Genomic DNA, 26,060 nt, shown 5'->3' on the forward strand with positions numbered 1-26,060 from the left:
GAGAGAGAAATGATTTTTTATAACAGCATAAAAGATTACGAAGATCCAAAACGTCAGTATGAAGAAGAAGTACTGGTTTTGGATGATACGGATGAAGTGTATAAGCTAGTTCTTCACAATGATGACATTCACACATTTGATTATGTGATTGATTGTCTGGTTGAGATCTGCAAACACACCATGGAACAGGCAGAGCAATGTACCATGCTGGTGCATTACAAAGGCAAATGCACAGTAAAAACAGGCTCACTGGATCTTCTGAAGCCTATGCATGAAAAACTGCTTTCAAGAGAATTATCAAGCGAAATAGTATAAATAGAACTCTGCCAATGGCAGAGTTTTTTATTGAAGTCATAATTTATTAAAATAAGACACATTTTTCTGCTAGGATTGTTTTACTTGCATTCATCTAAAATAGTATATTTGTACCAACTATAAAGAAACAAAAAAGAATGCTTGTAATAGGAATTGCTGGAGGTACAGGATCCGGCAAAACTACAGTTGTTGACAAAATACTTCAACAGCTTGATATTGAAGGAATGAATATCCTTTCTCAGGATAATTATTATCACGACAACCCGAATCTGACATTGACCGAGAGAGAAGCGCTCAATTATGATCATCCGAAGTCGATAGATTTTGATTTAATGATAAAACATGTGAAAGCTTTAAAAAACAATGAGCCCATAGAACAGCCCATTTACAGCTTTGTAACACATTCCAGAACGGGCGACCACGTCACTGTAGAACCTAAAAATGTATTGGTAGTAGAAGGTATTCTGGTCCTTACGAATAAAGAATTACTGAAGGAATTCGATTTAAAAGTATTCGTTCATGCTGATTCCGATGAAAGACTGATCAGGAGAATCAGAAGAGATACCCAGGAAAGGGGAAGAGACCTGAGTGAAGTTCTTCATCGTTACCAGACCACTCTGAAGCCAATGCATCAGGAATTCATAGAACCATCGAAGAATGAAGCAGATTTGATCATTCCGAATATGAGACAGAATTCCGTAGCGATTGATTTTTTAACCACTGTTATTAAAAATTCGTTGAGAAAACATTAAAATGGAAGAAAACAAACTTATTAAAGACATTCAGCCGAAGTCCGAAACCTTCAAAACCATTCAGAAATATGTTCTGAATAAATACACCATTACGATCTGTATGTTTCTGGTCTGGATGATTTTCTTTGATAAAACCTCTTTCCTTGTTATTAATGAACTGAACGGCGAAATCAGCCGATATGAAGACCAGCTGGAATACTATAAAAAGGAATACGAAAAAAATGATACTTTTTATAAAAAGCTGATGAACAATAAATCGGAAAAAGAAAAATACGCGCGTGAAAATTATTTTATGAAAAAACCGGATGAAGAGATCTTCATTTTGGTGGTAGACAGTGCCAACGTTGCTAAAAAATAAAAGATTTGAAAGGCGGAGAGTCAATTAGCTTCGCAGTGAAATGTCAGGAGTCAATTTTTACAATTCACGATTGACTTGCGTCGCAAAATTCACCATTCACATAAAAATTATAACAGAAATTATCAATCGTGAATTTTATAACTCACCATTAACTTGCGAAGCAAAATTCACGATTGACCCAAACAAATAGCCAATGTCCAATACAGATATCCTTCCAAACTGGGAAAAATTAGTAAAAAAACAGCTTAAAACAGAAGATATTTATTCCATTCTTAAGAAAGAAAATTTAGAAGGAATTGATGTCCAGCCTTTTTACAGCGAAGTTCAGAAACCACTGGCCAACCTGCCAAAAGTTGAAGAAAGCACCCATTTGGTCGCAAGATATCATGAGAGTCTGGAAGAAGACGTATTTGCATTTCTTTTAGATCAGAACGTAGAAAACCTTGAGGAGAAAACAATTTTTGTTAACAATAAAGACCTTGCCGGCCATATCAGTCCAAAAGAAGAAGATCAATATTTTTCATTGATTGATGTTTTTAATGAAAATGAATGCTTGATTGATGATCAGCTGGCCAAAGAACTTTTATCCAAAGATTTCAAAAGAAATATCTGTGTTGATATTTCACTTCACCAGAACGCCGGAGCAGCGATTTACCAGCAATTGGGAATTGCCTTGGCGAAAACAAAGGAACTTGTTGAAGTCTATGGCCCTGAAATTTTAAATAAACTGATCTTCAGAATAGCAGTAGGAGGAAATTATTTCTTTGAAATGGCTAAACTGAGAGCTTTTAAAATAGTCTTTAACCAACTTTCCAAAGAATACGGTTTAAATGACATTCCCTACATCTTTGCCGAAACTTCTTCGAGAAATAAAGCGATTGCAGATAGTGAAAACAATCTTATTCGTTCAACGCTAGAGCTGGCTTCAGCCATGATCGCAGGAGCAGATGCTGTTTTCAGTACTAATTATCTGGTCAGCAGAAGTACGGATAATTCTGAAGAGATCTCTTTTAAACAGCAGATTGTTCTGGCGTATGAAAGTATCATCAATGTATTTGAAGATGCATCGAACGGAAGCTATTATGTGGAAGACATTACCCGTCAGATTGCAGAAAAATCATGGGCATTGTTTATTGAGATCGAAGAAGGAGGCGGTTACCTGGAGCTGTTAAAGCAGGGAATTATTCAGAAAAAGATCTACGACCAGGCTGTTGAAGAACAGAAATGGGTGGAAGAAGGAAAAATAAAACTGATTGGAGTCAATTTATACCCCAAATTAGACGTTAAGAGGTCAATTGACGATCTGTATAGCGAAAAAGAAATAAAGGCGGTACGTTGGGCTGAAATGTTTGAGTAATGAAAGAAAAACTGATTGATTTATTTGAATATACCCATCATTTTAATAAAGAAATGATCAAAGTTATTTCTGAAAACATCACAAAAGTAGATGAAAAAACAGTTAGTCTAATCAATCATACACTGAATGCTCAGCAGATCTGGAACTCGCGGATACTAGACGAAAAATCATTTGAAGTCTGGCAGGTCAATCTTTTTGAGTCTCTTGACGGGATTAATCATCAAAATTTTCTGAAAAGTATTGATATCATTCAAAATCAGGATCTTGATACAAGAAAGGAATACTATAATTCAAGAGGAGCAAAATTTGAAAACAGTATTTTCGAAATGCTGTTCCACGCTATCAACCACTCAACCTATCACAGAGGGCAGATCAATTCTCTTCTAAAGCAAAACGGCATCGAACCTGTGTTAAAGGATTATATTTTTTATAAGAGGTAAAAAACAAAAGATGCTTCAACTTCATGGAGTATCATACCGAAATCAGTTATAACAGACTGTATAAGCGATGTCATGCTGAGCGGAGTCGAAGCATTTTAGTATTCTAAAAATGATTCATGTATAAAATTTGAAAATTCCGGAAAATCTGTGGGAAATAATATAAAAAACAAAGAAATTCAGGACTATATCAATGCCAATCTAAATACAGATTTGCATGCTCAGCTATTAAAAAAATCTCCATTTCCAGACGTTTCGATGCAGGAAATCGTGCAGCAGATCAATGGAAAACAGACTGCTCAGAAGAAGTTCCCTTTTTTGCTGAAAGAAGGGATTATTTTCCCGCCACAGCTTAATTTAGAGCAGGCATCGTCAGAAAAGACAGCAGACTATAAATCACAGATCCTCAAAGGGAAAAAATTCATCGATTTGACCAGCGGTTTCGGAATTGATGCTTATTATTTATCTCAAAATTTTGATGAAGTTACTTTGGTAGAACAGAATCAGGAATTATTGGGTATTGTAGAACACAACTGGAATGTTTTAGGCAGAAAAGCGAAGTTTGTCAATCAGAATCTGGAAGATTTCTTACAGATCAATGAAGAACATTTCGACATTATCTATTTAGATCCGGCAAGAAGGGATCAGAACAAAAATAAAGTCTTTCTTCTGGAAGATCTTTCGCCAGATATTCTTCAGATCAGGAAAAAGTTGCTTCATATCGCGGACCAGATCGTTATAAAACTCTCTCCCCTGATCGATTTAAAGTACCTTATTTCAGTTTTGCCCGGTACTTTCAGGATAGAAATCATAGCCGTAAAAAACGATGTCAAAGAGGTCGTTATTTTCCTTTCCAATGAAGAAAAAGAAGGAATTATCGTTAACTGTATCAATCTTGAAAGTGACGAATCTGCTTTTACATTTATATTTGGGGAAGAAGAAAGTAGTCACGCCGTCTATTCTGAGCCCGAAAAATTCATCTATATTCCCAATAATGCGATTTTAAAAGCCGGAGTTTTTAATCTGATCTCAGAAAAATTTGGGTTGAAAAAACTCCATCCCAATAGTCATATTTATACTTCAGATCAAAAGATCAGTGATTTCCCCGGAAGAGTTTTTGAGATGGAAGTTGTTGAATCTAAACAGATTAAGAAGAAAGGGCAGTTCAATATCATTTCAAAGAATTACCCTTTAAAACCGGAAGATATCAAAAAGAAATATGCCATAAAAGACGGTGGAAAGGACTATCTTATTTTTACACAATCCAAAAAAGGTAAAATTATTTTAAAATCAGTCTAAAAATGTTGCCGAAAAAAACAGGATTGCTTAATTTTGGGGAATCTAAAATTTAAGCATGAGAAAATTAGTTATATGTTTAGCCATTGCAACTGTAGCTGTAAGCTGTAAAAAAATCCAGGCAGGAGGAAACAAGAATACTCTAAAACTGGAAGAAGGAATAGAAAGATATTCTGATGATCACCAGGGAGGTGAAAGTCATGGTCATGAAGCAGCAGCTGGTCACGGTTCTGAACATGCTGAAAAAAAAGCTCAGGTTTCTATTGATTTGAACGGTGTAGCTTTAAAAGGCTTTGCTAATGGAATGGAAGACAGTATGATCAAATACCTGAAATCCGGACAGTATGCATCTGCTACTGAAGACGGGTTGAAGAATACTTGGTATAATTTTGATAATGTAAATTTTAAAACAGGATCCGCTAACCAATTGGAAGCTGGTTCTCATGAACAATTGGATAATTTAGCTAAAATTCTAAAGGCTTATCCGGATGCAAAAATCAAAATTGGAGGGTATACAGATAAAACCGGTGATGAAGCTAAAAACCTAAAATTATCTCAGGAGAGAGCTAATTTTATCAAAGCTGAACTTTCTAAACTGGGAGCAACGGCACAGATCGTTTCTGCTGAAGGATACGGAAGCCAGTTTGCTCACGTAGATGCAAAAGCTTCTGACTCAGAAAGAGCATCTGACAGAAAAATGTCTGTTCGATTTACTAAATAGTAATTTACAATAAAGAAATATGAATGTCTTGCCCATGCAAGGCATTTTTTTTATTTTTAACAAAACAAATTTTTAAAATGCAAGAGACATTAAATTACATTAACGAAAACAAACAGCGTTTCGTGGATGAATTATTTGAGTTACTCAGAATTCCTTCTATTTCTGCAGATCCGGCTTATAAAAATGATGTATTGAAATGTGCGGACGTGTGTGCAGAACATCTTAAAAATGCAGGGGCAGATCATGTTGAAGTATGTGAAACAAAAGGTTATCCGATTGTTTTTGGAGAGAAAATTTTAGATAAAAACCTTCCTACGGTATTGGTATATGGGCATTATGATGTTCAGCCTGCAGATCCGTTGGAATTATGGAAAAAGCCACCTTTCGAGCCGTATATTGAAAAAACTGAGCTTCACCCTGAAGGAGCCATCTTTGCAAGAGGTTCAGCAGATGATAAAGGACAGTTTTTCATGCACGTGAAAGCTTTTGAGGCGATGATGAAGACCAATACTCTTCCTTGTAACGTTAAATTTATCCTGGAAGGAGAAGAAGAAGTGGGTTCGGTAAGCCTGGGAGATTTTGTTAATGAAAATAAAGAAAAACTTTCTTGTGACTGTATCCTTATTTCTGATACTCATATCTACAGCAACGAACAACCTACTGTAACTACAGGATTAAGAGGTTTAAGCTACGTAGAAGTTGAAATAGAAGGTCCAAACAGAGACCTACATTCAGGACTTTACGGTGGGGCAGTTCCAAACCCGATCCACGTGCTTTCCAGAATGATTGCTAAACTGATCGATGAAGACGGACATATTACCATCGATGGATTCTACGACAATGTAGAAGTAGTATCAGATGCTGAAAGATTAGATATGAACAAGCTGAAGGATAATCCTGAAGAATTCAAAAAATCAATCGGGCTGAGCGGAGTAGAAGGTGAAAAAAGCTATACGACGCTTGAAAGAACATCTATCCGCCCTACTTTAGATTGTAATGGTATTTGGGGAGGATATACAGGAGAAGGTGCTAAAACAGTAATCCCTTCGAAGGCTTCTGCTAAAATTTCAATGCGTCTGGTTCCTTATCAGACTCCGGAAGAGATTACAGAAAAATTCACAAAATATTTCGAAAAAATCGCTCCTGAAAACGTAAAAGTAAAAGTAACCCCTCACCACGGTGGTATGCCCTATGTGTTGCCAAGTGATACTAAAGAATTCTTAGCAGCCAAGCAGGCAATGGAAACAGCATTTGATAAAGAGGTTCTTCCATACAGAAGTGGGGGAAGTATTCCTATCACGGCTATGTTTGAAAAAGTGTTAGGCGCTAAGTCTGTATTAATGGGCTTTGGGCTGGATTCAGATGCAATTCACTCACCTAATGAACATTATGGGCTTTTTAATTTCTATAAAGGGATTGAAAGTATTCCATTATTCTTTGAAAATTATTCTAAATAATTAATTTTTAAAAAAATATTTGATAAAGCGATTCGATATTCGGATCGCTTTATGCTTTTTAATGATAATATCGCTATCATATGGTATTTTTTTAATTAATCTATGTGTTTATTTTTAGTTCAACCTAAAAATAAAACTATGAAAAAAAATTACCTTATTGTACTTTGCTTGTTCCCAGCAGCTTCGTTTGCTCAGCAGATGATTTCCTTTGAAAGTTTAGATGGATTTTATACAGGAGATATCCATGCACAGGGAACCTGGATCAGTACGCCAACGGGGGATGTTCCTCCCAATATCCTTAATCAGGTAATCAGTACAGATCATGCAACGGATGGGATGAATTCTCTGAAGATTGTAAAAGAAAATACCTACGGAACGCAATCTATTCCTATTATCGGAGCGTTTGATAATCTTCCCATACTGCTTCCTTATAATGGTTTTACCGTTTCTTTTGATATCAATATGTCGCAGCTTAATGGATCAATTTTCAGTTTTCAGGGATTAAGCAGTGCTGAAGAGAAATTTGTAATCAGGCTGGATTTTGATAATACAGGCACCGTTAAAGTACTAAAAATGATTTCAGGAATTCCTGTGATGGGGTCTACCTCCGGAACCTGGTTGCCCAATCTTTGGTACAGGCTTACGGTTATAGGAACTTCCACCGATGTTAAATATTATCTGAATGGAATCTTAATCTACTCTGGAACAGCGGTAGAATCTATTGGAATGAACCAACTGCGTTTTGTGCATGATAATGCGGATGGAACCGCTTATATTGATAATCTTAAGGTATACAGTGAAGCATTGCTATCTGCATCAAATATAGGTCTGAATAAAAATACCATTAAGGTGTATCCTAATCCTACTTCAGATTATATTAAGATCAGTTCTTCTGGTAGAATAAAGAGTATTGAAATGTATGATTCGGTTGGAAAGAAAGTCCAATCCAGGTTGGAAAATGATAGAGTAGATGTTAGTAATCTTCCTGGTGGCATCTATCAGATTAACATAATAACGGAGAACGGTAATTTTTCTGAGAAGTTTATCAAGAAATAAGCCGAGATATTTTGTATGAATTTGGTTTTCATTGTTTTATGGCTGCATTGTTCTTTCTGGTGAATTTTGTTGATTTTTACTAATTTTTCAGTTAAAATATTGTTTATGCTCTATTTTTTTAGAGAAATGATTTATATGTTGTGTTTTAACTAAAACGGGTAAAAATAGGGGGTTGTTGGTATTTGTGTTAAAATTTTTCTTTGTTCATGTATTTTTAATTGATATTTTTTTGAATTAGAATAAAAGTTCTATATTTACTGGAATAATTAATAATAAAAAAATAATATCATGAAGAAACTTTTACTATCTGCTGCATTATTCAGCTTTTTAATAGGTAATGCACAAATGAACTATAGCTTTGAGCCAGCCCAAGGGTTTAGTGCGGGTAATATATCTGGCCAGGGAGGCTGGGGTGGTACCGCAGCAGCCCATGTTGCAGTGGTTTCAGCCGAACAGGCAAATCCGGGTACACAGTCTTTAAAAATTACAGGTAATAACGGCACTTCCCATACTACTCTTGCTGGACCTATTAGCCCAACAACAACAGTTAATGGTCCTATTGTTACAGTTACTTTTAATGCTTATCTTACGACAGCAGCTACAGGTGATAATTGTGATTTTTACTTCTCACCACAGTCTCCTACTGAAAGTACCATAAACGCCAGAATTAGATTAAATTTTGATAATACCATTGCTGTGGTGGATATGGACCCCTTTACTTCAGCATTTGGTTATATTGATACAGGTGCAACTTTCACCAGAAATGCATGGAATGTATTCAAAATACAATTGAACTTTACAACCAATGTGGCAACTTATTATAAAAACGGAGTCGTGTTCTATACAGGACAGGTTGTTGGAGGCACCAAAGTTGGTAACCTGGCAATCACTAATGATAACTACAACAGTTCAGCTTATTTTGATGGTATTCAAGTAGTAAGTGGAGTATTGGGAACATCTGAAGTTGAGAAGTTAAACTATAAAATGTATCCAAATCCAACTTCTGATTTTGTAGTTATTGAATCTAAAGATAAAATAAACTCAATAGAGGTTTATGATTTCGGGGGTAAAAAACTGGAAGCACCATTTGTAGGTAACAAAGTTGACTTAAGAAACTTACCATCTGGTGTATATATCTTAAACATTAATACGCCTAACGGAAAGGTAACAGACAGAATTATCAAAAAATAATATCCGATAAATCTTATATCAGTAAAAACGCTCCAATTGGAGCGTTTTTGTTATTTTAGAGCATTAAAATGAAACAATATGTCAGATCAAAAAGTAGCCTATATAACTGGAGGAACCAAAGGAATAGGTTTCGGAATAGCAAAAATATTATTACAGAATGGCATTTCAGTAGCATTTTCAGGCCGTAAAAGAGACGATGTGGAGAAAGCTGAAGAAGAGCTTAAACAATATTCAGAGAATGTTCTTGGGGTTGTTTCGGATGTAAGAAGTCTTGAAAGTGAAGAAGAAGCGGTGAAATATACCATTGCAAAATTCGGAAGACTGGATTTTGTCATTGCCAATGCCGGACTGGGAATATTTAAGCCCGTAGATGAGTTGACCGCCAAAGAATGGAATGATATGATAGAGACTAATCTGACAGGCGCTTTTTATACATTAAAAGCCTCTGTAGAAGAATTGAAAAAGACAGAAGGCTATTATATAACAGTTTCAAGTCTGGCAGGTGCCAACTTCTTTGAAAACGGAACAGGTTACAACGCCACAAAATTTGGAGTGGTGGGATTCACCCAGGCAGCGATGATCGATCTCCGAAAATATAATATCAAATCTACGGTCATTATGCCGGGATCAGTAGCTACAAATTTTAACGGAAACGTTCCTTCAGAAAAAGATAACTGGAAGATTCAGCCTGAAGATATGGGGAATTTGGTGCTTGATATTTTAAAAATGAATCCACGCGTATTGCCCAGCAAGATAGAGTTTAGGGCAACAAAACCAGCCTAGTAAAAGCATTTAATGTATCGAATAGTAAAAAAATAAGTATTATGCATGCATAATATATTTTTTAATTATATTAGCAAAAGTAAAATATAACAAAATCTCAGCATAAAACAGTAAGGTTTTTTATGCATTAATGGGGAAAAATAAAATAGTACACATGAAAATATTAGTTTGTATCAGTAGTGTTCCAGATACTACTTCCAAGATTAACTTTACGGCAGATAAATCTGCTTTCGACAAAAATGGAATTCAATGGGTAATCAACCCTTTAGATGAATTTGCATTGACAAAAGCGGTTAAACTTCAGGAATCTCAGGGTGCAACTGTAACAGTAATCAACGTAGGAGATGCTGCTACAGAACCGGTAATCAGAAAAGCATTAGCTATTGGTGCCAATGATGCGGTGAGAGTAAACCTGGATCCTAAAGACAGCTATTCTACAGCAAAAGAAATTGCTGCCGTAGCTCAAAACGGAGGATATGACCTTATTCTTTGCGGAAAAGAATCTATCGATTACAACGGTGGATCTGTTCCGGGAATGGTAGCTCAGTTATTGAACCAGCCTTTCGTGAATGCATCTGTAGGATTAGACGTAAACGGAAGCGAAGCTACTGCTGTAAGAGAAATTGAAGGCGGAAAAGAAACGATATCAGTAAAATTACCTGCCGTGATTGCAGGGCAAAAAGGATTGGTAGACGAGAAAGATCTTATCATCCCGAATATGAGAGGAATTATGTCTGCAAGAACAAAGCCTTTACAAGTGGTAGAGCCAGTTTCTTCTGAAGTAAAAGTTCAGGGAGTATCTTATGACAGCGTTCCGCCAAGAGCTGCTGTGAAAATGGTTTCTCCTGATAACTTGGATGAGTTGGTAAGATTACTTCACGAAGAAGCTAAAGTTATCTAATCTTTTATTCCTTAAATTTTTTAATCTTTAAATTTTAAAAAAATGGCAGTATTCGTATACGCAGAAAATATAAACGGAGTTTACAAAAAAGCAGCTTTCGAAGCGGTTTCTTATGCTAAGGTGGTTGCAGACCAGGCAGGAGATACCGTTACGGCGATCTCTGTAAACCCTACAGATTCTTCAGATTTATTGTACAAATATGGAGCATCAAACGTTATTAATATTAAAGACGAAGGTCTTAAGAACTTTTCAGCAAAAGCATTTGCTCAGGCGGTAGGTGAAGTGGCAGAAGGAAACACTATCGTTTTCCCTCACACTACAGATGCTTCTTCTGTGGCTCCAATGCTTGCGGTAATGAAGAATTATTCTTTAATTACCAATGTTTTGGAAGCACCTGAAAGCCTTTCTCCATTCCAGGTGAAAAGAAGAGCATTCTCAGGAAAAGGATTTATGCATGCAAAAGCAGAAGGAAGCGGTGTAATCATCACGGTTTCACAGAATGCTTTTGGCGTAAAAGAAAATGCAGTATCAGGTTCTGAGGAAGTTAAAAATCTTTCCGTAGCGAATGAAGATACTAAAGTGATCTCCCACGAACAGAGTTCAGGTAAATTAGACCTTAAAGAAGCAGAAGTAGTAGTTTCTGCAGGAAGAGGAATGAAAGGTCCTGAAAACTGGGGAATGGTTGAAGATCTGGCTAATGTTCTTGGGGCTGCTACAGCTTGTTCTAAGCCTGTTTCTGATATCGGTTGGAGACCTCACACAGAGCACGTAGGACAAACAGGTAAAGCGATTTCACCTAACCTTTATATCGCAATAGGTATTTCCGGAGCTATTCAGCATTTGGCTGGGGTAAACTCTTCTAAAACTATTGTAGTAATCAACAACGACGCTGAAGCACCATTCTTCAAGTCTGCTGATTATGGAGTAGTGGGAGATGCATTCCAGATCATTCCTGCATTAACAGAGAAAATTAAAGCAATTAAAGGATAGAGATAGAAAAGTCAATAGTGAATTTTGCTTTGCAAGTCAATAATAAATTTTAAAATTGGCACGAAGTAATTCACGATTTACAATTCACATAAAAAATAAAAGTTCGGGCTTTTCCGGACTTTTATTTTGCGTAAAACTTAAATCACAATAAAAAATTAATCTATATTTGTAGCTATGGATTATAAGCAGCTAATTATTCGCGGAATATCGTACAGTCAGACCCAATCTGGGGCGTACGCTTTGTTACTGGAACATGAAGAAACACATATAAAATTACCTGTTGTCATAGGAAATTTCGAGGCTCAGTCCATTTCATTAGGGCTGGAAAAAGACATCCATCCACCTCGTCCGCTTACCCATGATTTATTCACAAAATTTATAGTTTCAGCCAATTATGAATTGGTTTCAGTGATCATTTATCAGATCGTAGACGGCGTATTTTTTTCCAATATTAATTTCAAAAATAAGGCTAACGATGAAGAACTGATCCTGGATGCAAGAACTTCTGATGCCGTTGCTATGGCCGTAAGGTTTGATGCGCCCATTTTCACCACACAGCAGGTTCTGAATGAAGCCGGAATTCTTCTGGAACTCGAAGATGTTTCAAAAGAAGAACAGCCATTCTCTGAAACCGCACAGTCTGAAGATAATCTGAAAGCGGTATCGATGGAGGAACTTCAGAAATTACTTGATGAAGCCGTAAAAGAAGAAGATTTTGATACTGCTCTGGAAATTCAGGAAGAAATTAAAAGGAGAAAAAAGAAAATTGATTAAAAGAGATACTTTATACTAAACTATGAATTTAAAATTACGACTTACCATCCTCAGTTTTCTCCAGTTTTTCGTTTGGGGAGCATGGCTGATTACGATGGCTAATTTTTGGTTCGGTACAAAACACTGGGACGGAACCCAGTTTGGAGCCGTTTTCGGAACAATGGGAATAGCTTCTATTTTTATGCCGACCATTACTGGAATTATTGCCGACCGCTGGATCAATGCTGAGCGCATCTTTTCGGTACTGCACATCCTCTACGGTGTTGTGCTTTTTATATTGCCTCATTCCGCTGATCCTAACTCTTTCTTCTCATTAATGCTTTTGGCTATGTGTTTTTACATGCCAACCATTGCTCTTGCGAATTCAATCTCTTATACAATCCTGAAAAACAGTAATCTGGATGTGGTGAAAGATTTCCCACCGATCCGTGTATGGGGAACCATTGGATTTATTGTGGCCATGTGGATTACCAATCTTACGGGAAATAAAGCAACAGAAGGGCAGTTCTACATCGGTGGAGCTATTGCTATCTTATTAGGAATCTATGCGCTGACTTTACCAAAATGTCCGCCACAGAAATTGATTGATAAAAGTGCTCCATTATCTGAACAATTAGGTCTGAATGCATTTAAGCTTTTCGGGAGCTATAAAATGGCCCTGTTCTTCTTATTTTCAATGCTTTTAGGGGCAGCACTTCAGCTTACCAATGCTTATGGAGATGTATTCTTAAGTGAATTCTCACATTTCCCTAAATATGCAGATTCATTTGTGGTACAGAGATCTACCATTATTATGTCTATTTCTCAGGTTTCAGAGACCTTGTTTATTTTGGCGATTCCTTTCTTTCTGAGAAAATTTGGAATTAAAAAAGTAATGCTGATGTCAATGCTGGCTTGGGTACTGAGATTTGGGTTCTTTGCCTATGGTGTTCCGGATGGATTTGGACTTTCGCTGATTATCTTTTCTTGCATCGTATATGGAATGGCATTTGACTTCTTCAATATTTCAGGTTCTCTTTTCGTAGAAACGACGACCGATAAAAAAATACGTTCATCTGCTCAGGGATTATTTATGATGATGACCAACGGTTTTGGAGCTCTTTTTGGAAGCTATATTGCAGGCTGGGCCATCGATAAATTTTTTACTCACAAATTTACGAATGTCTCAGATCTGTCCACTTACCTGGATACAACTCCGGACAATCCTACTTTCCTGCAGATCCTTAAAGACAGTTTCAATTCAGCGGTGAATGCTGATGGAACACTTTCATCTGTAGTGATGGTAAAAGACTGGCAGAATATATGGCTTTCATTTGCCATTTACGCATTGATTCTTGCGGTGTTCTTTGCTATTTTATTCAGGCATAAGCATAATCCGGAAGATGTTTCCTCAGTAAAACACTAACTCTATTGAGTTGATTATTAAAATATTACATTGCACTTTTGAAAAAAGGTGCAATTTTTTTTATTTTCGGGCAACCTTTTACAATAAATTCCGTCTTATAGATAGAAACTGATACATGGAGAACCTCGAAAAGAATTTTTTACTGGCTAAGAACCAGGACCGGAAGGCTCAGAAATCTCTTTACGAGATGTTTTCAGCTAAAATGCTGGCCATATCAAATTCTTATACGAATAACCTTCATGATGCAGAAGATATTCTGATGGGTGCATTTATGAAATGCTTTACCAAACTAGATGAATGCAGAGACTGGAAAAGCTTTCCTTTCTGGCTGAGGAAAATTGTTGTCAATGATTCTATAAGCTTCGTCAGGAAGAACAGGAATATTCTTTATGCTGATATAGAAATTGCAGATGATTATTCTGATGAAGATATAGATGAACGGCTGGAGGCACTTAATATTGAGGAGATATTTTCACAAATGCCGGCAGGATATAGGCTGATTTTCAACTTATATGTCTTTGAAGAGAAAAAGCATCAGGAAATCGCTGAAATGCTTAATATTTCAGAAGGAACAAGCAAAAGCCAGTTGAGTAAAGCAAAAAAATGGCTGACAGAATTTTTAAAAACTGAAGAAAATGAAAAAAGAGATACTGAAACGGTTAAAGTCTGACTACGAAAGGCTCGAAATTAAACCTTCTGATGATCTTTGGGATAGGCTGGATCGGAAGCTGGGTGAGACGCCTGAAACGAGCTTAAAGCCGTCTTTCCAGTGGTGGAAATATGCTGCTGTTGTATTGTTGTTCATTTCTGTAGGAACTGTCATTTATTTTTTCAATTATAAAACGAAATTTGACTATAAGCAAACAGATTATATTGTTAAAAAAACTCTTGAAAAAACAGTAAATCCAATCAATGCTGATCTTCAAAATCAATCCGTTATTTCCAATGATCAGCCCATTAAGGAAAATAAAGAAAAAATACTAAGTGAAAATCACGAAAAAATCAGCTCTGGTAAAGTTCTGATTCCCCAAAAAGAGAAAGAAATATCCGTTATTGAGGTTACAGAGCATAAAGAACAGCTACATATCTTTAAACAACCTGAAAATACGACCACTAATCAAGTGAAAACAGAGACTGTAAATATACCCAGTTCTCCTGTCATAGCAGAAGTTAAAAAGTCAAAATTAAACTATATCAATCCTGATGAACTTCTTTTGGGCAGAGAGTTTGATAAAGCCAGGGAAAAATCCAATAAGGATGAACGGAAATTAGGAGCTTTCAAATTTGATAAAGTGGTTCCCAACGTAGGTAATGTAACCGTTTTGGGAGTAACGGTTTATCTGGAATCTAAATAAATCTGAACTTTTTTATAACATCAACATGCTGTCCTGAGATGAGGACAGAGTACAAGTATTGTCTAAAAATTAATAAAAAAATATGAAAACGAAATTAATCCTTATGGCTGCTGTCATGGCTTTTACTTACAGCACTGCTCAGCAAACTCCGGATATGAATCCAAAGATTAAACTCTATTCAAAGAAAATTGACAGTATCGTCGTTTCCGAGAAATCCAAAATGAATGCAGAGCTGGATATCATTGATAAAGATTTTAAAGAAAAGAAAATCACGGCGGAAGAAAAGCAGAAACAGCGCTCTGATATTGCTATGAAATACCAGCAAACCATTAATGAAAAAGTAGATGCTCAGGAAAGCGAACTGCAGTCTGCCACCAAAGAAATGGTTAAAAATGCTGTTTTTATGGATCGCGACAGTATGAATAGTAAAAGAAACGAAATGTGGGTAGGATTGAATGGTCTGAACATGAAATTGGGACAGAATAGAAAGAAAAGCCCAAAACATTCTTTACAGACCATAGAGCTTTCTGCCAGTGTCATGGGAACAGGGCTGACCGCGAAAAATGAGCCTTTTAACTTTTATGATAAAAATTCCGATACCAGAAATACAATCATCAATTCTTCACAGATGGCATTAAGATATGAAGGTCAGATCGGAGGCTTTAAAAGTCCTGTATTTTACCGTGTTGGCTTAGGAGTTAGATTCGATCAGTATGTTCCCAAATACGGAAATGTCTTTAAGCAGGAAGATCATACTTTATTTGTAGATGATTTTGACCGAGGCAATTTAAAGAAAACCCAGTTCAACAATACCTACTTATATATTCCTGTAGATTTAAGATTTGTTTTGAATCCAAAATACATAGAATATGAAGGAGTTCAATATCTTGATAACAAAAAAAGACAGCTGAGTCTGGTGATGGGAGTTTACGGCGGTGTGAAAGTAGGAAGTGTAAACTATATAAAATACTCAAACGAAAATTCAAAAAGAATCGTAGAAAGAGAAAGGATAATGGATGGCGTGAACGATTTTATCGTCGGTGGAAAATTCGGAATCAGTTATGGAAGCTTTAAAGTGTTTGTTCAGAAAGATTTTACACCAATATTCAATGATAGTGCTCTGCTGAAGAATAAATACGGAGTTCAAATTGGTATTGAATTCGTGAATATTGTTTTTTAATTTTACAACATAATAGGCTTTTTATTGTAGAATATTTAAAATTATAAACTTTATTTTGAGGCTAACGAATGTTTGTATGTGAATCATCCGTTTTTAAAACACACTATTTAAAAGTGTGTTTTTTTTTGTATTTTGGCACTTTAATAAATATGAAAAATATTCAGTTATCAGGATTGGTATTAGTAGTAATAGGTAGTTTTCTGCCTCTTGTTCATGTTCCTGTTATCGGAAACTGGAACTACTGGAAACTAGATCATTATCTGGCTATTGCATGCTGGATCTTTGCCGCATGTGCTGTTTTTGGAATCGTGAATAACAGTGCTAAAGTGGTAAGGTTTTTTGGAATACTTTTGATTCTTTTGTTTGCATTCACATTAGTGGCAGTCAAAATGCAATCATTGGAGTATTTCAGTTTTCTGCCGTTTAAATCATGGAGAGAAGCCTTTGCAGGAGTTGTAAAGTTGAAATGGGGTTGGGTTGTAGAGTTTTTAGGTGCTTTCCTTATGGTTTTTGCTGTAGGCCGCAAAAAAATAAATCAACGGACACAAATATGAAGCATTTAAAAATAATATCATCAGCTTTATTGATGTTTGCATTTTCACAGGCTAAATCCCAAAATACAGAATTTGAAAAGCCTGATCAACCGGCAAAATGCAAAAACATTAGAGGAGGCAAGTTTCTACGTGCCAATTATCCGGAAGGAATCTGGTATATGACCATTAAAGATAATATTCAGACCGAATATTTAAATAATGGTAAAGATTTTATAAAATCCACGCTGGTTTTTGTAGACGACTGTAATTATAAAGCGATCGTACTGGATATGACAACCAAAGATGGTCGTATCCGTATAGGAGACGTATTCAGCAATAAAATTGTAGAAACTCAGGATAATGCCCTGAAGGTACATACCAAAATTGAAAACAGCCAATTCGAGATCATTTACGTAAAAGAAAAAAAATAAAATAGGGTAATAAAGCCTTTAAGGCTGTATTTCGTTAAAATAAAGTAAAATATAATACACATGAAAGAAGTATTCATCGTTTCCGCAGTAAGAACACCTATCGGGAGTTTTATGGGAAGCCTTTCAACGGTTCCTGCTACAAAGTTAGGATCTGCTGCTGTAAAAGGAGCATTAGATAAAATTAATCTTGATCCTAAAAACGTTCAGGAGATCTATATGGGAAATGTGCTGCAGGCAGGAGAGGGTCAGGCACCGGCTCGTCAGGTAGCTTTGGGGGCAGGTTTGTCTATCGAGACTCCTTCTACTACAGTAAATAAAGTATGTGCTTCAGGTATGAAAGCTGTAACTATGGCTGCACAGGCTATTAAAGCGGGTGATGCTGAAGTAATCGTTGCCGGAGGTATGGAAAACATGTCATTGGTTCCACATTATTATAATGCAAGAGTTGCCACTAAATTAGGTGACATCAAAATGCAGGATGGAATGGTACTGGATGGTCTTACAGATGTTTACGGTAAAGTTCATATGGGAGTATGTGCTGAGAAATGTGCTGTAGATTATGGTATTTCAAGAGAAGATCAGGATAATTTTGCCATAGAATCTTACAAAAGATCGGCAAAAGCATGGAGCGAAGGTAAATTCGCAGAAGAAGTAGTTTCTGTTGAAATTCCTCAGAGAAAAGGGGATCCAATTGTTTTTTCAGAAGATGAAGAGTATAAGGCTGTGAATTTTGACAGACTTCCTACACTTCCTACCGTGTTCAAAAAAGAGAACGGAACGGTAACGGCAGCGAATGCATCTACATTAAATGATGGAGCCTCTGCTTTGATTCTTGTATCTAAAGAAAAAATGGAAGAATTAGGACTTAAGCCTTTAGCTAAAATCATTTCTTATGCTGATGCAGCTCAGGAGCCTGAAAACTTCACGACTGCCCCTGCAAAAGCTTTACCGATTGCTCTTAAAAAAGCAGGTTTAGAGATTTCAGATATTGATTTCTTTGAATTTAATGAAGCATTCTCTGTAGTAGGTCTTGCCAATAACAAGATTTTAGGATTAGATGCATCCAAAGTAAATGTAAACGGGGGAGCAGTAGCGATCGGACATCCACTGGGAAGTTCAGGATCAAGAATCATCGTTACGCTGATCAATGTATTGAAGCAAAATAATGCAAAATACGGTGCTGCAGCTATCTGTAACGGTGGTGGAGGAGCTTCTGCTATCGTGATTGAAAATATATAATATTCTCTCAAAGAATATTTTGCCATTAAGGAATCGATAATTTTTCTAAAATCTAATCGATTTCTTAATGGTTTTTCTATTTTTGTGCTACTAATATTTAATTGAAATGTCTGAAATTGAGAATCAACAACCTCAAAACATAAAGAATAATCCACGGATTATGAAAGCCTGGGCCGTATACGACTGGGCGAATTCTGTTTACTCATTGGTTATTACCTCTACTATTTTCCCTATTTACTATTCCATACTGACGACTGCTTATGAGAAAAAGGAGTATGTGGAAGAAACAAAATCGTGGATTGATGTTCCGGTAAGGCATATGATAAAGATCTTCGGGAAAGAATATCAGCCGGATGCAGTGTATGGCTATTCACTTACGATATCATTTTTTATTGTAGTGCTTCTTTCTCCGTTCCTGTCTTCATTGGCAGATACTATCGGAAATAAGAAATCGTTCCTGCAGTTTTTCTGTTATCTTGGTGCTACTTCATGTATGGGGTTGGCCATGTTTACAGGGATGCACAACGTATTTCTAGGCCTCCTTTTTAGTATTACGGCGAGTGTTGGGTTCTGGGGAAGTTTAGTGTTTTATAACTCCTTCCTACCGGATATTGCGACACGCGATAAACAGGATGCACTTTCCGCAAAAGGATATGTGTATGGATATCTGGGGTCTGTAGTTCTTGTGGTGATCTGTTTGGTCCTTATTCAGGTTTTTGCAAAAGGAGCGGCACAACAGCTGTTGTTTACAAGAATAAGCTTCTTGTTAACTGGGGCTTGGTGGTTCGGGTTTTCCCAGTATACGTTCAAACACCTTCCTCAGTTTGGGGATGTTAAAGAAAAGTTACCTAAAGACCTTGTCCTTTTAAACTATAAGAATATCTTTAAAAAACATGAAGAGCAGGGAGGATTTTTTGAAGTTCTGAAAGACAATATGAGCTTTTATAAAGATATCGCCAAAGAAAGCTTTCACGAGCTGTTTAAAGTAGGTGGAGTATTGTTTAAAGATAAAAATTTAAAATTCTTTCTTTCCAGCTTCTTCTTTTACAGTGTTGGGATGCAGACCATTTTCTTAATGGCTACCTTATTTGGAAAGAGTGAAATCAATCTGGCTCAGGATAAACTGATTGGAACGCTTTTGATTATTCAGATCGAAGCGATCATTGGAGCGGTTATATTCTCCAGATTATCGAGGAAAATAGGAAATAGGAATGTAATCTCTATTGCCATTGTATTGTGGATCGTTGCTTGTCTTTGGGCGTATTTCCTGAACAAAGAAAATCCTACGGTAGAATATCAGTTCTATGGTGTAGCAGCAGTGGTAGGATTGGTAATGGGTGGTCTTCAGGCGATGTCCAGATCTACTTACTCCAAACTCCTTCCGGAAGACTCCATGGAAAATACCACGTATTTCAGTTTCTATGACGTACTGGAAAAAATAGCAATCATCATTGGAACGTTTATCTTTGCGACATTGATTGAACATTTTAATAATATGCGTATCGCAGCACTTTCAATGACTCTGTTTTTCGCGACGGGACTTATTCTGATCCGATTCTTAAAAGTCAATATGTTGAAAGACAAAGATATTTTATAAATACTAAGGCGTTATTTGATAACGCCTTTTTTCTTGCTTCAAATCCTGTATTGTCTCAATTTAAGAAATATAGCCTCATCTTTATATTTATTGCGGGTTGAGTAAAAAAATATCTTAAAATATTAATTATTTATCACTCTATTTTGATTTTTTTTGTTTATTTGCACATCTAATTAAGTGAAAATGATAAGAAAAATCCTATTGCTATGTCTTTTGCAATGCTTTGTCTTTGGTTTTGCTCAAAAACTGAGACCCGTTGCACAAAAAATTTCTGAATATCATGCAGAGAAAATTAATTTTCAAAAGTATGATCTGTTTGAAGTGAATAAGGCACCACAAAAGCTGTCAGAATATAAAAGAGCTGCCACCGACATTACGGTAATGAACGTAAAATCTGCTGAACTGAAAAGGCTGATTAATGAAAAACCTGAATACCTTGAAATAAGCTTTCCTTTCGAAGGTGATAAGCAGATTACTGTTGAACTTTATAAAAATCAGATTTTTACCAATGATTTTAAAGTAGTAACCAATAAAGGTGAAATTGTCAACTATACACCCGGTGCTTATTATATCGGAATTGTGAAAGGAGATAATGCTTCTATTGCGGCTTTCAGCTTCTTTAACGGTGATATTGTAGGGGTAGCCTCTACTTCTGAGCTTGGAAATGTGGTGCTTGGAAAAGCAAAAAGTGCAGAAGATTTTGTCAGTTATTCAGAATCCAAACTGACGGGGGCTAATCCTTTCGTATGTGGAGTAGATGAGCTGAAAGAAAATCAGGGAAAAAATAGTTCATTCAATCCGGCTACCGACAAAAAAGCGATGACGGAGAATTGTGTGAGAATCTATTATGAGGTATGTTTTAAGCCTTATCAAAATAATAATTCAGATATAACCACTACCACAAACTGGCTGACTGCCGTTCATAATAATATTGCCACACTCTACAGCAATGATGAGATTAAAGTAGCATTGAATGAAATTTTTATCTGGACCACACAGGATCCCTACACCGGAACTCCAAATAACAACCTTTCCAGTTTTAGAAATAACAGACAAACCTTTAACGGTGATCTTGCGCATTTAATTAATGCTCCGGCAACTACCAGTGTGGCCTATGTTAACTCTTTATGTGGAACCTATAAACACGCATATTCAGGTATTTCTCAGACCTATTCCAATGTTCCTGTGTATTCATGGACTATTCAGGCAATGACACACGAAATGGGACACAGTCTAGGATCTCCTCACACCCATGCTTGTGCATGGAATGGAAATAATACAGCGATTGACGGATGTGGACCTCAGGCCGGTTATAGTGAAGGTTGTACAGGACCTATTCCTTCAACAACAGTTAAAGGTTCAATTATGAGCTATTGTCATCTCGTTTCCGGAGTGGGAATCAGTTTCAGTAACGGTTTTGGACCGCAGCCTGCAGCTTTGATCAGAAATACGGTTGATTCAAAACCATGTCTTGGAACGAATTGTACTACCGCCTGTCAATCTACCATCACGCAGATGAATGTATCAAATATTACACAGGTTTCAGCTAATGCAGCTTTTAATGATGCCGTTTCCACATCCTGGAAATATAAACTGACCAAAATGGACGGAACTCTTGTAGAATCCGGAAATACAAGTTCTCAGGCACTTAATTTTAGCAGTCTTCAGCCTGCAACCTATTACAAATTATCTGTAGGAACAAACTGTTCGGGATCCAATGCCTACCAAAGAACTCAGGTTTTCCTAACGGATGCGTCATGGTGTGATGGAGCTCTCTTTACAGATACCGGAGGCCAGACTTCAGGGTACGCAAATAGCGAGACAATCGTTAAAACATTTTATCCGGCTTCAGGGGCGCTTACCATGACTTTTACGGAATTTGCTCTAGAACAGGACTATGATTTTATGTATATCTATAACGGGCCTTCTACTGCTTCGCCATTGTTTGCCAATGGAAATAATCTGACAGGAAGTACAATACCTGCACCGTTCACTTCTACCCATTCTTCAGGAGCCATTACGGTGAGATTTGTATCTGATCCCGGTGTTACAGATAATGGATGGAAAGCCAACTTTTCATGCAGTGTTTTAGGTGTGGATGACGTCACTAAAAACGATAACACAATAAGTATTTATCCTAATCCTGCCAAAAATATGATCGTCATTTCATCTAAAGATGCTTTAAGATCTTATAAGATTTATGATGAAGCGGGGAGGCTCGTTATATCGGCTTCTTCGTTAAAAGGAAATAAGCAGGAAGTGAATGTTTCATCTATACAGACCGGAAACTATATGGTAACGGTAGAAACAGATAAGCAAACAGTCAATAAAAAATTAATTAAACACTAATTATATTTTGCATTATTAATAACAAAAGCCTGATCATTTCAGGCTTTTTTGCTGTATTTAAATGAGATGGCTTGATTTTTTTTAAATTAATTAATGTGAAAAACTATTTTTATACGTAAATAAATAAGAATTCGGCTTAAGTTTTGCTTATATTCAGCGGAATAACTTTAACTTTGTAAAAAGATTTATTGTCAAAATGACGAACCCTCTATTTTATGCAAAAATAATTCTGTTCGGAGAATATGGGATGATTGAAGACTCCCAGGGGCTTGTAGTACCTTACAGTTTCTATAAAGGAGCCTTGAAATTCTCAGATTTGAGTTCTGAATTTGAACTAAAATCCAACAGACATCTGCAGAAATACTCTGAATATCTTACTGAGCTTGATCTTTCTGATGATTTTAAGTTGGATATTGAACGCTTTAAAAACGATATTGCATCCGGACTTTTCTTCGATTCTAATATTCCTCAGGGATATGGAGTGGGAAGTTCAGGAGCTCTGGTAGCTGCTATTTTTGAAAAATATGCCCTCACCAAGCTTGAGCCTGAACAGATCTCAAAAGATAATCTAAAAAAATTAAAAGCCGTTTTCGGTGAAATGGAAAGTTATTTCCACGGTAAAAGTTCAGGCATGGATCCTTTGATCTGTTATATGAATTTACCGATCCTTATCGAAAATAAAGAAAACCTGGACAGAGTTTCTATACCAGATGGAGAGGTAGGAAAAGGAGCTATATTTCTGATCGATAGTGGCATCACAGGAGAAACAGGACCAATGATCCAGATTTTCTTTGAAAAAATGAAAACGGAAGGTTTCCGCAAAACATTAAAAGAAGAGTTCATCCGTTACAACAACGCATGCATCGAATCTTTCCTGAAAAAAGATATGAATCCTTTCTTCAGAAACCTGAAAAAGCTTTCTCATTGGGCGTATGAACATTTCCGCCCTATGATTCCTGAAAGTATTTTCAACATATGGAAAAAAGGACTCGACTCTAATGCCTACTATCTGAAACTCTGCGGAAGCGGTGGTGGTGGATATATCCTGGGCTTTACCAAAGATTATGCGAAAGCAGAAAAAATGCTTGAAGGCTTCCAGAAAGAAGTGATTTACAGATTTTAATTAGGCTGGAATGAATTCTGAAAAAGAAACTTTCCAATCTAAAAATTACATCTCTAAATCTATATTTTACAGATTGTCACAATTCGTGGGCTTTCTGATAGGCGCGAGATTCTTCGTTGCTTTATTGCTGACATTTGCCCTCTATGTATCTACATTCTTCCTTTTCAATCAGGATGAAACCTTTAGTAAATTTGTTTTCGACTTCAAGGTACACGGCATTATTTTCTGTACCGTTATTACTATTTTGGCCGGGGGAATCATCAATCAGTTTTATGATCTGGAAAAAGACTATGTTGTAAAACCTTTCCGTACCAGGATTCAAAGCTTCATTAAACAGAAATATTTTTTATACGCGTATCTCGCTCTGACAGCTATTTCTCTTGGAGTGGCATGGGCGATCTCTCATAAAGTTTTTGCTTTCTTTCTGGTGTACCAGTTTTTTATGTGGTTTTACAGTCATAAGCTGAGCCGGATTTTAATCGTCAATAATCTCACTTTTGTAAGCCTTACCCTGTATCCTTTTTTCGGAATGATGGTTTATTATGAAACCTTTTCAAAGAAGGTGATGCTGATGGCTATTTTTCTATTTCTGATTCTTTTATGCATCGATATTGTAAAAGATATGTTGACCAAAAGTGTAGACAAAGCATTCGGTTATATAACGATTCCGAACTATTTCAAAAGCAGGAATACTCAGATCATCATTATTTCTTTGTTGATGGTTACCATGGCTGTTTCTATGAAACTCATTGCTAAAACCGGTATTTCAGGTTTTATGGCATACTATTTTGCAGGGGGACTTTTTGTGATGATCCTTTGTATATATCTTCTGCTGAACTCTTCGAGAAGAAGTAAATTCTTCACCCTCAATATATTAAGGTTTTGGGTTTTTGTAGGAATTATTGCAATGCTACTGAACGGAATTGAGTACAAATTATAGAAAAATTTCTTTAAATAAACTGAGGTTATTATTACCTTTGCAAAACTAAATTTAATAAAAAGGAATGCCCATTTTTAACGATACTAAAGTTGCATTTGCAGACAAGTCTGATGCACAATTGAGAAAGGCGTACTGGATGTTTAAAATGATTGAACAGCCTGCTCTTACCAGTCTTGGAACTTCTGTTCTTAATTTTACGGTACACAACAATTTTCCTTTCGTGACCGGAATTGTAAAAAGCACTTTGTTTGAACAGTTCTGCGGAGGAGAAACACGTGAGGAAAGTATGAAGGTGGTAAAACAACTTTTCAAAAGAGGTGTGGGAAGTATTTTCGATTACTCGATTGAAGGTAAAGAGGATGAAGAGACTTTTGATGCGGTGTGTAAAGAGATCAAGGATATCATCAGATTCTCTGTAGGAAATCCGGCCATTCCTTTTATCGTATTTAAGCCAACTGCTTTTGGAAGAATTGATCTTTATGAAGCTGTTGGAAAAGGGGCTGAGCTTACCTCAAGCCAGAAAGAAGAATGGGCAAGAGTGGTAAAAAGGTTTGATGAAGTATGTGGCCTGTGTCATGAACATAATAAAAAAGTAATGGTAGATGCCGAAGAAACCTGGATGCAGGATGCGGCAGACCAACTTTGCGAAGAGATGATGGAGAAATATAACCAGGAAAAGCCGATCGTTTGGAATACCATTCAGATGTACAGAACGGGCAGACTGAAGTATATGGAAGAAAATCTTCAGAGAGCGAGAGAAAAGAATTATTTCATAGGATATAAGATCGTGCGTGGAGCTTATATGGAGAAGGAAAGAGCAAGAGCTGAAGAAAAAGGGTATCCGGATCCTATTCAGCCAACCAAAGAAGCTTCGGACAAAAATTATAATGCAGGAATTGACTTCGTAACGAATCATTTAGATAAGGTATCTGCATTTTTCGGTACCCACAATGAGATCTCATCGGAATTGATCATGGATAAAATGAAGTCCAGATCTCTGGAAAATGGAAATCCACATATCTATTTTGGACAGCTTTACGGAATGAGTGATAATATTTCCTTCTATCTTTCAGATAAAGGCTACAATGTGGCTAAATATCTTCCTTATGGACCCGTAAAGGATGTTGTGCCTTACCTTACAAGAAGAGCGCGGGAAAACACTTCCGTAGCTGGACAGACGGGCAGGGAATTAGGTCTTATCAAGAAGGAATTAGACAGAAGAAAAAAATAGCATATTATACAAATATATAAATCAGACCTGCATTTTGTGCAGGTCTTTTTGTTGATTATAGGAAAAGATAGTGTTAATTATCAATTTCAATAGCTAGATACTATTATTGATAATTAAATACAAATCACATTATATTGAAAATACATTAATATTATTTAATTTTTATTATTTAATCTAAAGAATTCCTCGAGGCTCTGCCTCGGGGTGAAAAGAGGAAAAGTTTGAAAAACGGATGGTTTTTCAAAAGAATAAAAAGATGTAGCTTTGATTTATGGACGATCATATTTTG

Annotated in this window: 26 protein-coding genes; all 26 read left to right on the forward strand. The window is 36.4% G+C overall.

Going from position 1 to position 26,060, the window contains the following annotated elements:
- Positions 1 to 9: 9 nt before the first annotated feature.
- The 26 genes from HHL23_RS10375 (at position 10) to HHL23_RS10500 (ending at position 25,771) form a co-directional block, all read left to right on the forward strand.
- Entirely contained in the window at positions 10 to 315 is a 306-nt protein-coding gene (locus tag HHL23_RS10375; RefSeq protein WP_169234728.1) for an ATP-dependent Clp protease adaptor ClpS, read from the forward strand.
- 137 nt (positions 316 to 452) lie between these two features.
- Entirely contained in the window at positions 453 to 1,067 is a 615-nt protein-coding gene (gene udk / locus HHL23_RS10380) for a uridine kinase (protein WP_034745149.1), read from the forward strand.
- Between the two features lies 1 nt (position 1,068).
- On the forward strand, positions 1,069 to 1,425 hold the full coding sequence (locus HHL23_RS10385) for an FtsB family cell division protein (RefSeq protein ID WP_076504194.1): 357 nt from the start codon (positions 1,069 to 1,071) through the stop codon (positions 1,423 to 1,425).
- A 193-nt stretch (positions 1,426 to 1,618) separates the two neighbouring features.
- The gene (locus HHL23_RS10390; RefSeq protein WP_169234729.1) at positions 1,619 to 2,782 is read left to right on the forward strand and encodes a methylmalonyl-CoA mutase family protein; all 1,164 of its coding nucleotides are present in this window, start codon (positions 1,619 to 1,621) and stop codon (positions 2,780 to 2,782) included.
- On the forward strand, positions 2,782 to 3,222 hold the full coding sequence (locus HHL23_RS10395) for a DinB family protein (protein ID WP_169234730.1): 441 nt from the start codon (positions 2,782 to 2,784) through the stop codon (positions 3,220 to 3,222). Before HHL23_RS10390 ends, HHL23_RS10395 begins: the two co-directional genes overlap by 1 nt.
- A 147-nt stretch (positions 3,223 to 3,369) precedes the next feature.
- Positions 3,370 to 4,518, forward strand: a complete 1,149-nt coding sequence (locus HHL23_RS10400) for a class I SAM-dependent methyltransferase (protein WP_317174684.1) — start codon at positions 3,370 to 3,372, stop codon at positions 4,516 to 4,518.
- Positions 4,519 to 4,573: 55 nt separating this feature from the next.
- Positions 4,574 to 5,236, forward strand: coding sequence for an OmpA family protein (locus HHL23_RS10405; protein WP_169234731.1), 663 nt, complete (start codon positions 4,574 to 4,576; stop codon positions 5,234 to 5,236).
- Between the two features lie 77 nt (positions 5,237 to 5,313).
- Entirely contained in the window at positions 5,314 to 6,693 is a 1,380-nt protein-coding gene (locus HHL23_RS10410; RefSeq protein WP_169234732.1) for a dipeptidase, read from the forward strand.
- A 138-nt stretch (positions 6,694 to 6,831) separates the two neighbouring features.
- On the forward strand, positions 6,832 to 7,749 hold the full coding sequence (locus HHL23_RS10415; protein WP_169234733.1) for a T9SS type A sorting domain-containing protein: 918 nt from the start codon (positions 6,832 to 6,834) through the stop codon (positions 7,747 to 7,749).
- A 288-nt stretch (positions 7,750 to 8,037) separates the two neighbouring features.
- Entirely contained in the window at positions 8,038 to 8,940 is a 903-nt protein-coding gene (locus HHL23_RS10420; protein WP_169234734.1) for a T9SS type A sorting domain-containing protein, read from the forward strand.
- Between the two features lie 78 nt (positions 8,941 to 9,018).
- Entirely contained in the window at positions 9,019 to 9,723 is a 705-nt protein-coding gene (locus HHL23_RS10425; protein ID WP_169234735.1) for an SDR family oxidoreductase, read from the forward strand.
- Between the two features lie 154 nt (positions 9,724 to 9,877).
- The gene (locus tag HHL23_RS10430) at positions 9,878 to 10,624 is read left to right on the forward strand and encodes an electron transfer flavoprotein subunit beta/FixA family protein (protein ID WP_169234736.1); all 747 of its coding nucleotides are present in this window, start codon (positions 9,878 to 9,880) and stop codon (positions 10,622 to 10,624) included.
- A gap of 42 nt (positions 10,625 to 10,666) precedes the next feature.
- The gene (locus tag HHL23_RS10435) at positions 10,667 to 11,614 is read left to right on the forward strand and encodes an electron transfer flavoprotein subunit alpha/FixB family protein (RefSeq protein ID WP_169234737.1); all 948 of its coding nucleotides are present in this window, start codon (positions 10,667 to 10,669) and stop codon (positions 11,612 to 11,614) included.
- 174 nt (positions 11,615 to 11,788) lie between these two features.
- Entirely contained in the window at positions 11,789 to 12,388 is a 600-nt protein-coding gene (locus tag HHL23_RS10440) for a bifunctional nuclease family protein (RefSeq protein WP_169234738.1), read from the forward strand.
- A gap of 22 nt (positions 12,389 to 12,410) precedes the next feature.
- Complete coding sequence (locus HHL23_RS10445; RefSeq protein WP_169234739.1) at positions 12,411 to 13,793, forward strand: nucleoside permease; 1,383 nt, start codon at positions 12,411 to 12,413, stop codon at positions 13,791 to 13,793.
- Between the two features lie 115 nt (positions 13,794 to 13,908).
- Positions 13,909 to 14,463 carry an RNA polymerase sigma factor gene (locus HHL23_RS10450; RefSeq protein ID WP_169234740.1) on the forward strand — a complete coding sequence of 185 codons (555 nt, stop codon included), beginning with the start codon at positions 13,909 to 13,911 and terminating at the stop codon, positions 14,461 to 14,463.
- The gene (locus HHL23_RS10455) at positions 14,429 to 15,148 is read left to right on the forward strand and encodes a hypothetical protein (RefSeq protein WP_169234741.1); all 720 of its coding nucleotides are present in this window, start codon (positions 14,429 to 14,431) and stop codon (positions 15,146 to 15,148) included. The genes HHL23_RS10450 and HHL23_RS10455 overlap by 35 nt, the downstream gene beginning before the upstream one ends.
- 82 nt (positions 15,149 to 15,230) lie before the next feature.
- Entirely contained in the window at positions 15,231 to 16,328 is a 1,098-nt protein-coding gene (locus HHL23_RS10460) for a hypothetical protein (RefSeq protein ID WP_169234742.1), read from the forward strand.
- 149 nt (positions 16,329 to 16,477) lie between these two features.
- Entirely contained in the window at positions 16,478 to 16,882 is a 405-nt protein-coding gene (locus tag HHL23_RS10465; RefSeq protein ID WP_169234743.1) for a hypothetical protein, read from the forward strand.
- Positions 16,879 to 17,292 (forward strand): carbohydrate kinase family protein, encoded by a 414-nt coding sequence (locus HHL23_RS10470; RefSeq protein ID WP_169234744.1) that lies wholly within the window; start codon positions 16,879 to 16,881, stop codon positions 17,290 to 17,292. The genes HHL23_RS10465 and HHL23_RS10470 overlap by 4 nt, the downstream gene beginning before the upstream one ends.
- Before the next feature lie 60 nt (positions 17,293 to 17,352).
- A complete protein-coding gene (locus tag HHL23_RS10475) occupies positions 17,353 to 18,531 on the forward strand; it encodes an acetyl-CoA C-acyltransferase (protein WP_169234745.1) in 1,179 nt (392 codons plus the stop codon).
- 106 nt (positions 18,532 to 18,637) lie between these two features.
- Positions 18,638 to 20,128, forward strand: a complete 1,491-nt coding sequence (locus tag HHL23_RS10480; RefSeq protein ID WP_169234746.1) for an MFS transporter — start codon at positions 18,638 to 18,640, stop codon at positions 20,126 to 20,128.
- Positions 20,129 to 20,311: 183 nt separating this feature from the next.
- A complete protein-coding gene (locus HHL23_RS10485) occupies positions 20,312 to 22,477 on the forward strand; it encodes a M12 family metallo-peptidase (protein WP_169234747.1) in 2,166 nt (721 codons plus the stop codon).
- Between the two features lie 196 nt (positions 22,478 to 22,673).
- Positions 22,674 to 23,600, forward strand: a complete 927-nt coding sequence (locus HHL23_RS10490; protein ID WP_169234748.1) for a mevalonate kinase family protein — start codon at positions 22,674 to 22,676, stop codon at positions 23,598 to 23,600.
- A 10-nt stretch (positions 23,601 to 23,610) separates the two neighbouring features.
- Positions 23,611 to 24,540, forward strand: coding sequence for a UbiA family prenyltransferase (locus HHL23_RS10495; RefSeq protein WP_169234749.1), 930 nt, complete (start codon positions 23,611 to 23,613; stop codon positions 24,538 to 24,540).
- Positions 24,541 to 24,604: 64 nt separating this feature from the next.
- Entirely contained in the window at positions 24,605 to 25,771 is a 1,167-nt protein-coding gene (locus HHL23_RS10500) for a proline dehydrogenase family protein (RefSeq protein WP_169234750.1), read from the forward strand.
- Positions 25,772 to 26,060: the final 289 nt, after the last annotated feature.

It is taken from the genome of Chryseobacterium antibioticum (assembly GCF_012927325.1).
GTDB lineage: Bacteria > Bacteroidota > Bacteroidia > Flavobacteriales > Weeksellaceae > Chryseobacterium > Chryseobacterium antibioticum.